The following is a 14989-nucleotide window of genomic DNA, read 5'->3' on the forward strand; positions in this document are numbered from 1 at the left end:
TCGTTGCCTTGGTGAGCCTTTACCTCACCAACTAGCTAATGCGCCGCGGGCCCATCTATAAGTGACAGCTTACGCCGCCTTTCAAACTTCTTATTATGCAATAAAAAGTATTATCCGGTATTAGCTCACGTTTCCGCGAGTTATCCCAGTCTTATAGGTAGGTTGCCCACGTGTTACTCACCCGTCCGCCGCTCGTTCCACTCTCTTCACCCCGAAGGGATCAGAAGAGTTTCCCGCGCTCGACTTGCATGTATTAGGCACGCCGCCAGCGTTCGTCCTGAGCCAAGATCAAACTCTCCAAAAAAGATTGTTTCAAATAAATAAAATTCATTTGAAGTTCTTAGCTTTTAGAGGAAAAACCTCTATTTTTTAAAAGAAAAACGAGTTTCCTTTTTCTTAACATACTGGTTGTTTAATTCAGTTTTCAAAGAGCAACTTTTAAAGTATAGCATGATAACCAACTAATGTCAAACACTATTTATTAAGCAGAATTAATAGGTCACTCATACTAGGTAATATATCTTATCACTTTGTCGAAAAAAAGTCAATAGCTTAAAACTTTTATATTTTTACTGTTTATTATGAAGTATTTAGTCGCTCAAAGTGACTGTAAAACAATAATACTATTCCCCTTAAATAAAGTCAATAGAGAAAACTTCCATCAATGAGGGCTTTACTTCATCCCCCACTGATAGTCAGTTGTACTTATCGAACTTTTACGGGCAGTTATCTCCCATCTACCTTCTTTGTTCCCCAGAAGCTTAAGGTGGAGTCTTACCGCTCGTTTAGGTGGAATAAATTTATACTGGTAAAAACAACAAATTATATTATAAAAAGACCATGTGTATAGGATTGTAAATCTAAGCACAATCTAATATAAGAATAAATACTCCTGCCAATAATTGCTGACAAAGATTTAAAGTAGGGGATTCTAACTTTTAAGCATTAATGAACACTAAACGATAGCGTAGTTGACACAGTGGTGTACCGTAAACACCCACCCTCACTATCCATTGGTCTTATCTTTATGCCTTTGGGACTACTTTTCAGCTTTTCACACATTTATGTGGCTCAGCCGACATGTTTGACTAACATAACATTTTACGTGGCAAATCAACGATTCTCGCCACAACCTAGCATGTTTAATTTTCAATGATCATTTTTCAAAAATATATCACCACACCAACCGTGTTCATCAATATAAAAAGACGATTCACCCCCATGTACTCATAGTTACACCCTACACATTCCTTGAGGATGGGGTCCTCTCACCTAATTATGATAGAAAGAGGAGAACTGAAATGACATTCTTAAAGTTAGTATTAATCACGATGTTAACCATTCAACCAACCTTTACTGCTAATGGATTAGCAAAAGAAAAGGATGCCGTGCTTATAAACACATATCAAGCGGATGTTACTGGTGATGGTCTATTAGAGGATATCGATTTAATGGGAGTTCCATTTTCCCAAGACGGAGACTATTATCATAATATATGGGCCGAAATTAGAAGTAAAGACCAGGATGACGAAAGATGGAGAGTTAACTATGGGGATGGCTATGAACCACAGATTCAGTTTATTGACGCAAACCATGATAATGTGCAAGATATTTTGTACCAGAGTTCTTCTAACAAAAAAGGGCTAGGTAAACAAAAACTGCATACCTTTGCTTCCAATAAACAATTAGAGATTTCGCTTCCTAAACTTAAATATATTTCTGGTAAATTTATAGATGATTACAAAGCAGATCTTAAAATAACTCCTAATGCAAAACCAATACAAATAAATCTACAAAACCGTTCAGATGCTTATATTCAGTCCGGTGTATATGGTAAAGACGGTAAATTAAAAAAATCTAAATCATTATTATTAAACACTCCAGACTACTATGTGCCTGTAAAATTAACAGATAATAAGGGCTATGGTTTACGTAGCTATAAGCAGGTAGGTGGTATTTCTAACGAAGATCATTTAGGTACAATAGAATCCTTATGGTATTATACTGACGGAAAATGGGTAGTCTTACAAACGGAATGGAAAGATTCAAATCGTTAACTTTTCGTTCGATTAACTTTGCTCGAATACTCCATTGTACTTATATGGAAAATATGTAAAATACTTCCCCGCCTACTAAGAAAAATAAAAAGGATTCCTTCCCAAATGGAAGAAATCCTTTTTATTTTATTAGTTAGCTACAATGTTAACTAGCTTTCCAGGAACTACGATTACTTTTCGAATTGTTTTTCCTTCTAGCCATTTTTGGATTGTTTCATCTTCAAGTGCTTGTTTTTCAAGATCATCTTTAGAAATATCTTTAGAAACTTGGATCTTAGAACGAACTTTCCCCATTACTTGAAGTGCGACCTCTACCTCTTCCTCTACCAATTTAGACTCATCATAGGTAGGCCACTCTGCATAAGCAATAGTATCATTATTACCTAATTTCTCCCATAGTTCTTCTGTTATATGCGGTGCGATTGGTGAAAGAAGCTTGATAAAACCTTCCACATATTTTTTGGGCAATTTATCCGCTTTATATCCCTCGTTAACGAAAACCATCATTTGTGAAATGGCAGTATTAAAATGTAAATTTTCAAAGTCTACTGTCACTTTTTTTACAGTTTCATTATAGACTTTATCTAAGTTAACATTACTTTCATCATCCACAATTTTCTCTGATAATGTACCATCATCATTTACAAATAAACGCCATACCCGATCTAAGAAACGTCTTGCTCCATCCAAACCATTTGTAGACCACGCTACAGAAGCATCCAACGGCCCCATAAACATTTCATATAATCTTAATGTGTCTGCTCCATGGGAACCTACGATATCATCTGGGTTAACTACATTTCCTTTTGATTTACTCATTTTTTCGTTTCCTTCACCAAGGATCATTCCTTGGTTATATAACTTCTGGAAAGGTTCTTTAGTAGGTACCACACCAATATCATAAAGGAATTTATGCCAGAAACGAGCATATAGTAAATGAAGCACAGCATGTTCCGCTCCGCCAATGTAAACATCTACTGGCATCCATTGTTTTAGAGCCTCGTAGTCAGCTAATTTTTCTGAGTTATTAGGGTCAATGTATCGTAAGAAGTACCATGAACTTCCAGCCCACTGTGGCATTGTATTCGTTTCACGTCTACCTTTTTTACCTGTTTCTGGATCAACTACATTGACCCACTCTTCATTATTAGCAAGTGGAGATTCTCCAGTTCCTGATGGTTTAATTTCGGACATTTTCGGTAATTCCAATGGTAATTCTTCTTCCGGAACAGCTGTCGTTGTCCCATCTTCCCAATGAATAATAGGAATTGGTTCACCCCAGTAACGTTGTCTAGCAAATAACCAATCACGTAGACGATACGTTATTTTCTTTTCACCTTTACCATTTTCCTCCAGCCATTCAATTGCTTTTGTAATCGCTTCGTCTTGATGTAACCCATTCAAGAAATCAGAATTCACATGTTCTCCATCACCAGTGTATACTTCTTTTGTGATGTCGCCTCCAGCAACTACTTCTATTATTGGCAGATCAAATTTTTTGGCAAAATCGTAGTCTCGTTCATCATGAGCTGGAACCGCCATAATAGCACCTGTACCATAAGACATTAATACATAATCCGCTACCCATATAGGAATTTTTTTATTATTCACTGGATTAATCGCATATGCACCGGTAAAAACACCAGTCTTGTCTTTAGCTAAATCTGTTCGTTCTAAATCTGATTTTTTTTGAACTTCTTCTAAATACGCTTCAACCTGCTCTTTTTGTTCGGTTGTAGTGATTTCTTTAACATATGGATGCTCTGGTGCTAGTACAGCATATGTTGCTCCGAACAATGTATCCGGTCGAGTAGTAAATACAACAAAATCTTTTTCAGTATGACCATCAATCTTAAATGTTACTTCGGCACCTTCCGATTTTCCAATCCAATTGCGTTGCATTTCTTTTAGACTTTCCGGCCAATCTAGATCATCCAAGTCTTCCAATAAACGGTCAGCATAAGCGGTGATTCGAAGCATCCACTGTTTCATCGGCTTACGAATAACTGGGTGTCCACCTCGTTCACTTTTACCATCAATCACTTCTTCATTTGCAAGTACCGTTCCTAGAGCTGGACACCAGTTTACTGGTACTTCATCGATATAAGCGAGACCCTTTTCGTATAATTTAAGGAAAATCCACTGAGTCCATTTATAATAGTTGGGATCTGTCGTATTAATTTCTCGATCCCAATCATAAGAGAAACCAAGTTCTTGAATTTGTCGCTTAAATGTTTGAATGTTCTTCTCTGTGAATTCTGCTGGGCTATTTCCAGTGTCAATCGCATATTGCTCAGCTGGAAGCCCAAACGCGTCCCACCCCATCGGATGAAGTACTTCATACCCTTGCATACGCTTCATTCGTGATAATATGTCTGTCGCTGTATATCCTTCAGGGTGTCCTACATGAAGTCCAGCTCCCGATGGATACGGAAACATATCTAATGCATAAAACTTTTCTTTTTTAGAATATGTATCTGTTTTAAATGTTTTATTTTCTTCCCAATAGGTTTGCCATTTCTTTTCAATGGTCCGATGATCAAAACTCAAAATCCATTCCTCCTTATATATACAATAAAAAAAGCCACTCATCCCTTAAATCAGGGACGAGAAGCTCGGCTTTCCCGCGGTACCACCCAAATTAACGTATAAATGGTTTAACGTTCACTTTAGTCTTTAACGCAGAGTTACGGCAGGGACTACTACTTCATTCGCACCCACAACAAAGAAGGCGAGTTCATAAAGTTTTAAGCGATAGTTTTCACCAACCACTACCTCTCTACGCCTTAAAAACAGTTACTACTAATCCTTCTTTTAGAGGTAGTTCAAAAAGTCCGGTAAAAATGACACTTCGAATTTCTTCGTTGGCTTGCTTTTCCGTTCCTCACGTATTAATTGCATACGTTCCGGTACTCAAAGCTTCGCCGCCTCGAACTTCTCGGTCCTTTTTATCCTCTTTTTTGAACACACTCTTTTAGTTATTGTCATATTATATCGAAATTATAAAGAATACTACCATCTTTGTCAATACATTCAAAATATATACTTTTATGCTAAAATATATGGTAGTTTTTATTAGGAATCGAAATTAATGAGTTACGGTGAGGTGATTATATGTTAAAAGGAGTTCTTCAATTTTCTCATCATTTATTAGAAGAATCCGTTAACGTTGGCGAATTAGTGATTGACGCAACATGTGGGAATGGAAATGATACGATTTTTTTGAGTGAAATAGTTGGAAAAAATGGCCATGTCCTTGCTTTCGATATTCAGGAAAAGGCTATTGTATCTACTAGAGAAACATTAATAAATAATGGAATCTCTAATGTCTCCCTTATTCATGATAGTCACGCTAATTTGGAGGACTATTTATCGAAAGAAGAAAATCAAACAATAGGTGGTGCTATTTTTAATCTTGGCTATTTACCTAGAAGTGATAAAAAGATTATAACAAAACCAGAATCAACCATTACAGCTATTGATACTATTTTAAATCGTTTAAAACAAAATGGTCTTATGGTTTTAGTCGTTTATCACGGACATGACGGTGGCAAAGAAGAAAAAGAGGCGATATTGAAACACGTTATTAGACTGGATCAGAAAGAATATAACGTTTTACAATACGGTTTTATTAATCAAAAAAACTCCCCTCCATTTATTATTGCAATACAGAAAAAATGAGATGTTATGTTACATCTCATTTTCTATATTTCCCCATTTAGTTATCCCACTTGATGATTTTTGTTAAATCTATAGTACATTTTTGTATTCCAATGAAAGAACCGTGCTGTCATTCCGCTATAATCTAACAATGTTTTTTTTATTTTTTCTTCATCTTGCAATGTCTTTATCTTATCGTCTCCTAAATAGAGTCCAACTAATCCACGGTATACCATTTTATGGAATGATAAATGAGGTAAGGTTTGAATTTTTTCATCTGTTTGTTTTATAAAATATACAAGACGTTCCTTCAACTCTTGCTCATTTTCATAAAAACTACAAAAGTTTAAATCCCCTTCCTCTTGATCTTCCTTTTGATCAATATAATAATCTAATAAAATATGTAACCCTTGCATATACGGAAAATAACTATGATAAATTTCTTCAGCTAATTCCTTTGTCATACAATCTGATAAAGCATAGGAAATAAGGCAAAATATCCCTAACGTTGAACCTGTTGCAGCAGCAAATTCATACCACCTTAGTGTAGGTGTTTTTTCTCTATTTTCATTAAACCATGTAGTAAGTCTTGGTATACGTTCATTCACCTTTACATGTTTATGTATTTGTAATGCTTGATACATTGTCTCCAAATCCTCTAATTGTACATTTATTAAAATAGGCTCTTCTACTTTAGCTAGAACATCCTGGCATGTACGCACAAGGTCTTTTAAATAACTTCCATCATCTTGTTCTTTTCGCAATTGATAATAATTCTTACAGTCATTCTCGGGAGATAAGGCATCTTCCATTGCCTTATGCAAAAGTTCAAAATCATCCGGATCAAGCGAGGTACTTCGATCACATAGATTATCAAGGTAGTCACTAATGGTTTGATAAGCGACTATAAATCGAAGAGCCTCTTTCCATTTATCTTTGGCAAGAAGCGAAAAAACCGCTCCGCCAAGGCAATGAAATTGTTTAGAATGAATACTATTAAGTGCTTGTGTTCTTAACTCTTTATTCGGAATTTGCTCTGCCTTTGCTTCCCATTTTTGTAACTCCGCATTTACAGCTGGAAATATTTTCAGAAACACAATGGTCATTAATCTTAATGAATTTGTTGGTATGCGAGACATTACATTTCCTCCGTTCACTTTTCCATTCATTCTTTGTTATACTTATTATATCAACATGGACAAACAAAATAAAAATAATAACTTATGGGGGAAAGTTTATGATTGGAGAATATATGGGGAGTAAACCAAACATCCATGATTCAGCATTTATTGCTAGTGATGCTGTCATTGTTGGTGATGTTACAATTGATAAGGAATCTAATATATGGTTTAAAACAGTAATCAGGGGAGATGTTGCACCAACCTATATTGGTAAACGGGTAAGTATTCAAGATTTATCCATGCTACATCAGAGCCCTAATAATCCCTTAATTGTTGAAGATGATGTTACGGTCGGCCATCAAGTAACATTACATTCCGCGATTGTTCGAAAAAATGCTCTAATTGGAATGGGTTCTATTATTCTAGATAAAGCAGAGATTGGTGAAAGTGCGTTTGTAGGTGCGGGTAGCCTTGTTCCACCTGGAAAAAAGATTCCACCCCATACTCTCGTTATGGGACGCCCTGCGAAAGTTGTCCGCAAATTAACGGAAGAAGATTACCAAGAGATGGAACGCGTTAGAAAATCTTATGTAGATAAAGGAAAATATTATAAAAACCACACCAATCTTTAAAAAATTGTTCAAAGAAAAGTTGGTACAATTTCTATAAAACAGGCACTTACTATCCATTTGATAGAAGTGCCTGTTTTTCATTTATGCTCCTACTAACTCAGAGCCTTTCTTATTATTCTTATCTATTGTAAAGTTGTCAAAGTCATATTTATGTTCCACAAATATTTGATGCCATAGCATAAACATAAGGACTGTCCAGATTTTTCTACTATAATCCCCATTACCTTTACAATGGGAATCAAGTAAATCTAGTACATATTTCTTATTAAGGAGATAGTCCGTTTCACTTTCGGCAATAAGTTGTTTTGCCCAGCCATTTAGTTCCTTTTTAAGCCAATGGCGAATTGGAACAGGAAATCCTAATTTTTTACGATCTAAGACATGTTCAGGAATGATTCCTTTTGCAGCTTCTCTAAGGATACTCTTTGTTGTACCATTTGCAATTTTTAAGTCTACAGGAATACCGCTAGCAACACGAAAGACCTCTTTATCTAAGAAAGGAACACGTAGCTCTAATGAATTAGCCATTGTCACCCTGTCTGCTTTTAATAGAATATCACCACGTAGCCAAGTATGAATGTCTATATACTGCATTTGGTTCACTAATGGATAATCCTTTACAAAATCATACAACCCATCTGTGATTTGTTGATAATTGTTATTTTCTATATAATGAGTCAAAAGTTCACGTTTCTCATTCTCTTCAAACATCTTTGCATTTCCTATATAACGTTCCCTAAGCGGGGTTATCCCACGTTCCAAGAAGCTTTTCCCCTTCATACCTTCTGGGAGTGCTTTTGCTACATTGGCTAATAATCCCTTTATTGGCCGAGGAATGGCATTAAATATTTTAAGAGATTCTGGTTCTCGATATATATTATATCCACCAAATAATTCGTCAGAACCTTCACCAGAAAGGGCAACCTTTACATGTTTTCTAGCTTCTCTAGCAACAAAGTATAATGGTACACAAGCTGGGTCAGCCAATGGGTCATCCATATGCCACATAATTTTAGGTAAATTTTCTACGTACTCTTCAGGAGTAATGGTGTAAGAAATATTTTCTACTTTTAATTTATCAGCTGTTTCTTTAGCAACATCTACTTCTGAGAAGCCATCTCTTTGAAAACCAACAGAAAAAGTTTTGATATTTGGATTAAATTCCTTAGCAATGGAAACAATAAGAGTAGAATCAATACCACCGGATAAAAATGATCCTACAGGTACATCACTTCGCATATGAACTTTTACAGAATCATACATAACTTCTTGAATTTGATTTATCCAATCTTTTTTATCTTTATTAAAAATAGGTTGGAAGGTTGCATGCCAATATCTAGTAAATGTTATATCTTCGCCTATTTTTTTAACAAAATAATGTCCTGGTTCTACCTTTTCAATCCCTTGAGCCAATGTCATTGGTTCTGGCGCATATTGAAAGCTTAAATAGTGCTGTAATGCATCAACATTTACTTCTTCTTTTTCAAGCATTAGTCCAAGACTTTTTTTCTCCGAAGCAAAAGCAATTCCGTCTTCCGTACGATAATAATATAATGGCTTAATTCCAAATGGATCTCGTGCACCATATAGTGTCTTATCATCTTTATCCCACACTAGAATAGAGTACATTCCTCTTAAATATTGAAATGCATCTTCTTTGTATTTAGAAAATAAAGCGGCAATCACTTCTGTATCAGATTCTGTTGAAAATGAATAACCATCTTGTTTTAATTCGTCACGAAGTTCTACATAATTATAGATTTCTCCATTAAAAACAAGCCAAATTTTATCATTATCATAACTTAATGGTTGAACTCCACTTTCAATATCAATTATACTTAAACGCCTAAAACCAAAAGATATGTACTCATCGACAAAATAACCTTCATCATCTGGACCACGATGAGCAATAATATTATTTTTCCTTCTTAATGAATCCATGTCTTTTTCATCTACATCAGTTGGATAATCGTATACCATTCCAATAAAACCACACATGATAGTTACCTCTTTCTATTAAAATAATTCATTAGCAATTACAAAGTAAAGACTGCGTTTCGAATTGGGATAATTCCACTAATTATCTACAGGCTTTTTGTTTAATTTTCTACCAAAGTCTGGAGCACCTTTTTATTGGAATCTTTAATAAGTGATTCGAAATCTAGGATAATTATATCACAAAAAAATCATATTGTAACATAATTGTAATACTTCAGTGATAAAATCAAAAAAACTGCCACATCTCCGTGCTGGCAGCTTTCATGGTGTCTAGGAATTTATATAATTTGTATGGCTGTGGAGAACTTAGATACAAAAATAGCCACGTCCGGCTCCAGCGCCCAGTGACTAGTAGACTTCCTTCACCTCATGACACGATAAAGAAGACTTGCCGATGGTGAAACCAGAGGCTTAGTCGCACTTATACCCTTGCGGTGAAAGTCAACATCGGCTCAAAGTATTAAAGGAAGGCCGACTAAGTGCGGCCTTTGCGGCCAACGTCGGCATACCCCTATGAAGGGGCATGTTTCCTTTATCTCCTACGGAAGTGGAATGTCCGATTAAAACCGCCGCTTTGCGCGGCAACATCGGACCACCTGGCATGGCCAGGCGCAGTCTATACGTCACTAAACGGGCGCTTCCGCCTTTGTTCCTGTTACTTTATTTTATTAAATCCTTTAATTCATCTACCCTATCCAATTTCTCCCACGGGAACTGAACATCTGTTCTACCAAAATGGCCATATGCCGCTGTGTTTTTAAAGATTGGTTTTCTTAGGTCTAACATATTAATTATCCCTGCAGGCCTTAAATCAAACACTTTACGAACAGCATCCACTAATTTAGTTTCATGTACTGTACCAGTTCCAAATGTATCAATAGATATAGAAACGGGTTCCGCTACACCAATTGCATAAGCTAACTGAACTTCACAAGACTTCGCAAGTCCTGCTGCAACAATATTTTTTGCAACATAACGGGCTGCATAAGCAGCAGAGCGGTCTACTTTTGTGGAATCTTTACCACTAAATGCCCCTCCGCCATGTCTTGCATATCCGCCATACGTATCTACTATAATTTTACGACCAGTTAAACCAACATCGCCTTGTGGTCCCCCAACAACGAATCTACCAGTTGGATTTATAAAATATTTCGTATGGTCATCTAGTAATTCTTTAGGCACTATAGGAAGAATTACTTGTTCTTTCATGTCTTTTTCAATCTGTTCTTGAGATACTTCTGGATGATGTTGAGTAGAAATAACAATAGTGTCAATACGAACCGGATTATTATTTTCATCATATTCGACAGTTACTTGTGTTTTTCCATCTGGACGTAAATAATCTACTATATTTTCTTTACGAATATCTGCTAATCGTTTAGATAATTTATGTGCTAATGAGATTGGTAAAGGCATAAGCTCTTCTGTCTCGTCACAAGCAAAACCAAACATTAATCCTTGGTCTCCCGCTCCAATTGCAGCGATTGCTTCGTCACTCATTTTGCCTTCACGTGCTTCTAGCGCTTTATCTACTCCCATCGCAATATCTGGAGATTGTTCATCTATTGCTGTTAAGACAGCGCAGGTATCTGCATCAAATCCATATTTAGCTCTTGTATAGCCAATCTCTTTCACCGTTTTCCTGACAATTGCAGGAATATCTACATACGTACTAGTAGTAATTTCACCAGCTACTAAAACAAGACCAGTAGTTACTGTAGTCTCACAAGCAACTCTTGCATTGGGATCATTTTTTATAATTTCATCTAAAATGGCATCTGATATTTGATCTGACATTTTATCTGGATGCCCTTCTGTTACAGACTCAGATGTGAATAAACGACGTTTTTCAGCCATAAGGCTCATTCTCTCCTTTAATTGGTGTTACGGAACTCTTTTCATTATTTCGATTAAAGATCTTTGTATATTCTATATATAAAAGCATTGAAGAAACCATTGCTTTTTATATAATAAAGAAGACTTCCATCAGTGGGGATTTTCCTTCATTCCCCACTGTCGTACTTATCGGACCTTTGCGGGTAGTTGATCTCCCGCTTACCTTCTTTGTTCTTCAGAAGCTTGAGGAGGGAGTCTTACTGCCCATTTAGGTGGGATAAAAGGAACTGTTTCTTCTTTAAAAGCAAAAAAATCCCTATCCTACATTGAGGAAAGGGTTCGGTCCTTTCACTCTTATTGTTCAAGGAATGATCCTTGCTTCAGGTAAGCACCTTTTCACAAGCGTGTGAGGTTGCTGGGCTTCATAGGGTCTGTCCCTCCGCCAACTCGGAATAAGAGAGTTTCCGTCCATTGTTATCGTAACGAAATGTGTGAGTAATGTCAATAACTTTTCCTCTACATATGATGGTTGAAGCAAATAAAGAATACTTCCATCATTGGGGGTTTTCCTTCATTCTCCACTGATGGTTAGTCGCACTGATCGGATCTTTACGGGCAGTTGATCTCCCACCTACCTTCTTTGTTTCCTTAGAGGCTTGAGTGGGATAGAAATATTGTAGTTATTTCCGTTAATTTAACAAATAGCAAATTTTACTAAATTGAAACATAAATAGTATGGATTATTTTTGTATATGTGTTATACTAATAATCGAATGTAATGAAAAGTACAATTTTTAGCAGTTAGGAAAGTATAGATTCTTTCTCGTTTGGGGTACCGATTACCCGCCCCACTGTATAAATCTGCTAAGTGCAACTAACGCATTCGCTAAACCTATCCTATAGTGAATGCCAAGTTTTCTAATTATCTTCATCAGTAATTTATTATAAAGCGGGGGATTTTTTTTATGAAAATGGTGGAAAGAACATTATGGAAAGATTTACTTCATCAACATGAAAACATCAAAGAGAATTTATCCGAACCACAATTAGTGGAACGTATATTGGGCAGGGGAGAAGCAGCATTAAGTGAAACTGGGGCGGTTCGAGCAACAACTGGAAAATATACAGGAAGATCCCCTGGTGATAAATTTATTGTTCGTGATGAAGTGTGTGAAGCTACTATTAATTGGGGAGCAGTAAATCAACCCATTGAAGAGAAGTATTTTGATAGTCTATATGAGAAAGTGATTGATTATTTAAAAGAAAAAGATGAAATTTATTCTTTCAAAGGATTTGCTGGAGCAGATAAAAAATATCGCTTACCAATTCAAGTAATTAATGAATTTGCATGGCACAATCTATTTTCTCGTCAATTATTCATTAAGCCACAACAAGACGAATTAGAGAACCATCAAAGTGAATTCACTGTTATTTCTGCACCTAATTTTAAAGCTGACCCTAGTGTTGATGGAACAAATTCCGAAACCTTTATCATTATTTCTTTTAAAAAGAGAATTGTTCTTATTGGTGGAACGGAGTATGCCGGAGAGATTAAGAAATCTATATTCTCTGTTATGAACTACCTTCTTCCACAACAGGATGTATTATCCATGCATTGCTCTGCTAACGTAGGTAAAGAAGGTGACGTTGCTTTATTCTTTGGTCTGTCTGGTACAGGTAAGACTACGCTTTCTGCGGATCCGTACCGCCGATTAATTGGGGATGATGAACATGGTTGGAGTCCGAATGGGGTATTTAATATAGAAGGTGGCTGTTATGCAAAATGTATTAACCTCTCAGAAGAAAAAGAGCCACAAATATACAACGCGATTCGCTTCGGATCTGTACTCGAGAATGTAATATTAGATGAAAATACAAGAACACCAGAATATGACGATACCTCTCTTACTGAGAATACTAGGGCAGCGTATTCTTTAGAGAATATCGATAATATTGTTACACCAAGTGTTGCGGGCCATCCAAATGCAATTATTTTCCTAACAGCTGATGCTTCCGGCACGTTACCACCTATTAGTAAATTAACGAAAGAGCAAGCTATGTATCATTTCTTAAGTGGATATACTAGTAAACTTGCTGGTACAGAACGTGGTGTGACAGAACCGCAAGCAACTTTCTCAGCGTGCTTTGGTTCCCCATTCTTACCATTAGCTCCATCTAAATACGCTGAAATGCTAGGAGATAAAATAGATCAATTCAATGCCAAAGTGTTTTTAGTTAATACTGGCTGGACAGGTGGTTCCTACGGGGTAGGAAACCGTATGAAACTTTCTTATACTCGTGCAATGATTCACTCTGCACTAGAAGGTGAACTTAATAATGTAGAAACCGTTCAAGATGAAGTATTCGGATTAAATATTCCACTTCATATTCCTGGGGTTCCTGATGAAGTGTTAGTTCCAAAACAAACTTGGGGTGATAAAGCAGCTTATGACAAAGCGGCAAAAGAATTAGCTTTGAAATTCCACGAAAACTTCAAGAAATTCACTCATGCATCCGATGAAATTAAGAATGCGGGTCCACTATTTAAATAATAAAATTCAAAAAGTCGGTCTCTTTTAGGAGATCGGCTTTTTTCGTTTGAAAAAAACTTTAAATCAATAGGCAATCACACAATTTTCTCCTAGGCATAAACTGTGGAAGGAAGATAATTTAAATGAAAGGGTCGAGAACTATGAGAAAGATTAAAGGCTTTATTTTGTTGTCCATCGGTTTACTTATCTTTCTTTCGGCTTGTGGTACAGGTGGAACATCCAAAATCAGTATCGGTGAAGTAACGAGATCTGTTTTCTATACACCTATGTATGTAGCGGTAGAAGAAGGTTTTTTTGAAGAAGAAGGTCTAGAAATTGACCTGCAAACTACATGGGGCGGAGACACGACTATGACCACGTTATTATCTGATGGAATCGATATAGCTTTAGTGGGTGCCGAAACGTCCATTTATGTATATGCACAAGATTCAAAGGATTATGCGATTAACTTTGCCCAACTCACACAAACAGATGGTACATTTTTAGTAGCAAAAGAGGTAAAACCTGACTTTACGTGGGAAGATTTAAGAGGAGAAAACTTTCTCGGACAGCGAGTTGGTGGAATGCCTCAGATGGTTGGAGAATATGTGTTAAAAAAACACGGTGTGGATCCGCATGCAGACGTTAATTTAGACCAAAGTGTCGATTTTGCAAACATACCAAGTGCTTTTGCTTCTGGTGATTACGAGTATGTACAGTTATTTGAACCAACAGCAAGTGTTTTTGAACGGGAAGGAACCGGACATATTGTAGCTTCCTTTGGTGAAGAATCTGGCACTGTCCCTTATACAGGATTCATGGCTAAGCAAAGTTATATGGACAAAAATGAAGAAACGGTATTAAAATTCACGAAAGCATTGTATAAAGCTCAGGCCTGGGTCCAAGAAACAGATGCAATGACCCTCGCAGAAATTGTTTCGCCATATTTTGAAGATACCGATATCGAATTATTAGCTTCATCTATTGAACGTTATAAAAACCAAGATTCTTTTGCAACAGACCCACTTTTGGATAAAGAAGAATGGGAACAACTGAAAACAATTATGGACGAAGCAGGTGAGCTACCCGAAGATGTCCCTTATGAAGAGTTGGTGAATACGGAATTTGCGGAAAAAGTAATAAACGACTAAGGA

General features: G+C 36.4%; 9 protein-coding genes, 1 rRNA gene, 1 riboswitch and 1 other annotated feature. Of the genes, 5 read left to right on the plus strand and 5 right to left on the minus strand.

Annotated elements, in window-relative coordinates:
• Nucleotides 1–304, minus strand: a 16S ribosomal RNA gene (locus ACFQ18_RS00005); the annotation flags it as partial.
• Between the two features lie 997 nt (nt 305–1301).
• Here ACFQ18_RS00005 and ACFQ18_RS00010 point away from each other — a divergent pair.
• Nucleotides 1302–2057, plus strand: coding sequence for a hypothetical protein (locus ACFQ18_RS00010; protein WP_204797594.1), 756 nt, complete (start codon nt 1302–1304; stop codon nt 2055–2057).
• A 129-nt stretch (nt 2058–2186) separates the two neighbouring features.
• Here ACFQ18_RS00010 and leuS read toward each other — a convergent pair whose 3' ends face one another.
• Nucleotides 2187–4607 carry a leucine--tRNA ligase gene (gene leuS, locus ACFQ18_RS00015; protein ID WP_060668733.1) on the minus strand — a complete coding sequence of 807 codons (2421 nt, stop codon included), beginning with the start codon at nt 4605–4607 and terminating at the stop codon, nt 2187–2189.
• Nucleotides 4608–4656: 49 nt separating this feature from the next.
• Nucleotides 4657–4876 (minus strand) — a binding site (T-box leader).
• 295 nt (nt 4877–5171) lie between these two features.
• Here leuS and ACFQ18_RS00020 point away from each other — a divergent pair.
• The gene (locus ACFQ18_RS00020) at nt 5172–5738 is read left to right on the plus strand and encodes a tRNA (mnm(5)s(2)U34)-methyltransferase (protein ID WP_204797595.1); all 567 of its coding nucleotides are present in this window, start codon (nt 5172–5174) and stop codon (nt 5736–5738) included.
• Nucleotides 5739–5779: 41 nt separating this feature from the next.
• Here ACFQ18_RS00020 and ACFQ18_RS00025 read toward each other — a convergent pair whose 3' ends face one another.
• The gene (locus tag ACFQ18_RS00025; protein WP_204797596.1) at nt 5780–6856 is read right to left on the minus strand and encodes a tetraprenyl-beta-curcumene synthase family protein; all 1077 of its coding nucleotides are present in this window, start codon (nt 6854–6856) and stop codon (nt 5780–5782) included.
• 98 nt (nt 6857–6954) lie between these two features.
• On the opposite strand from ACFQ18_RS00025, the gene ACFQ18_RS00030 reads away from it, so the two are divergent.
• Nucleotides 6955–7470 (plus strand): gamma carbonic anhydrase, encoded by a 516-nt coding sequence (locus tag ACFQ18_RS00030; protein WP_047184584.1) that lies wholly within the window; start codon nt 6955–6957, stop codon nt 7468–7470.
• Nucleotides 7471–7551: 81 nt separating this feature from the next.
• On the opposite strand, the gene asnB is transcribed toward ACFQ18_RS00030, so the two are convergent.
• Nucleotides 7552–9468, minus strand: a complete 1917-nt coding sequence (asnB, locus tag ACFQ18_RS00035) for an asparagine synthase (glutamine-hydrolyzing) (protein ID WP_204797597.1) — start codon at nt 9466–9468, stop codon at nt 7552–7554.
• Between the two features lie 660 nt (nt 9469–10128).
• A complete protein-coding gene (gene metK / locus ACFQ18_RS00040; RefSeq protein ID WP_047184586.1) occupies nt 10129–11325 on the minus strand; it encodes a methionine adenosyltransferase in 1197 nt (398 codons plus the stop codon).
• A 330-nt stretch (nt 11326–11655) separates the two neighbouring features.
• A riboswitch (SAM riboswitch) is annotated at nt 11656–11763 on the minus strand.
• A 506-nt stretch (nt 11764–12269) separates the two neighbouring features.
• On the opposite strand from metK, the gene pckA reads away from it, so the two are divergent.
• Nucleotides 12270–13856, plus strand: coding sequence for a phosphoenolpyruvate carboxykinase (ATP) (gene pckA / locus ACFQ18_RS00045; protein ID WP_084824041.1), 1587 nt, complete (start codon nt 12270–12272; stop codon nt 13854–13856).
• Nucleotides 13857–13996: 140 nt separating this feature from the next.
• Entirely contained in the window at nt 13997–14986 is a 990-nt protein-coding gene (locus ACFQ18_RS00050; RefSeq protein WP_204797598.1) for an ABC transporter substrate-binding protein, read from the plus strand.
• Nucleotides 14987–14989: the final 3 nt, after the last annotated feature.

The organism is Oceanobacillus caeni (assembly GCF_042678465.1).
In the GTDB taxonomy this organism is placed as follows: Bacteria; Bacillota; Bacilli; order Bacillales; family Amphibacillaceae; genus Oceanobacillus; species Oceanobacillus caeni.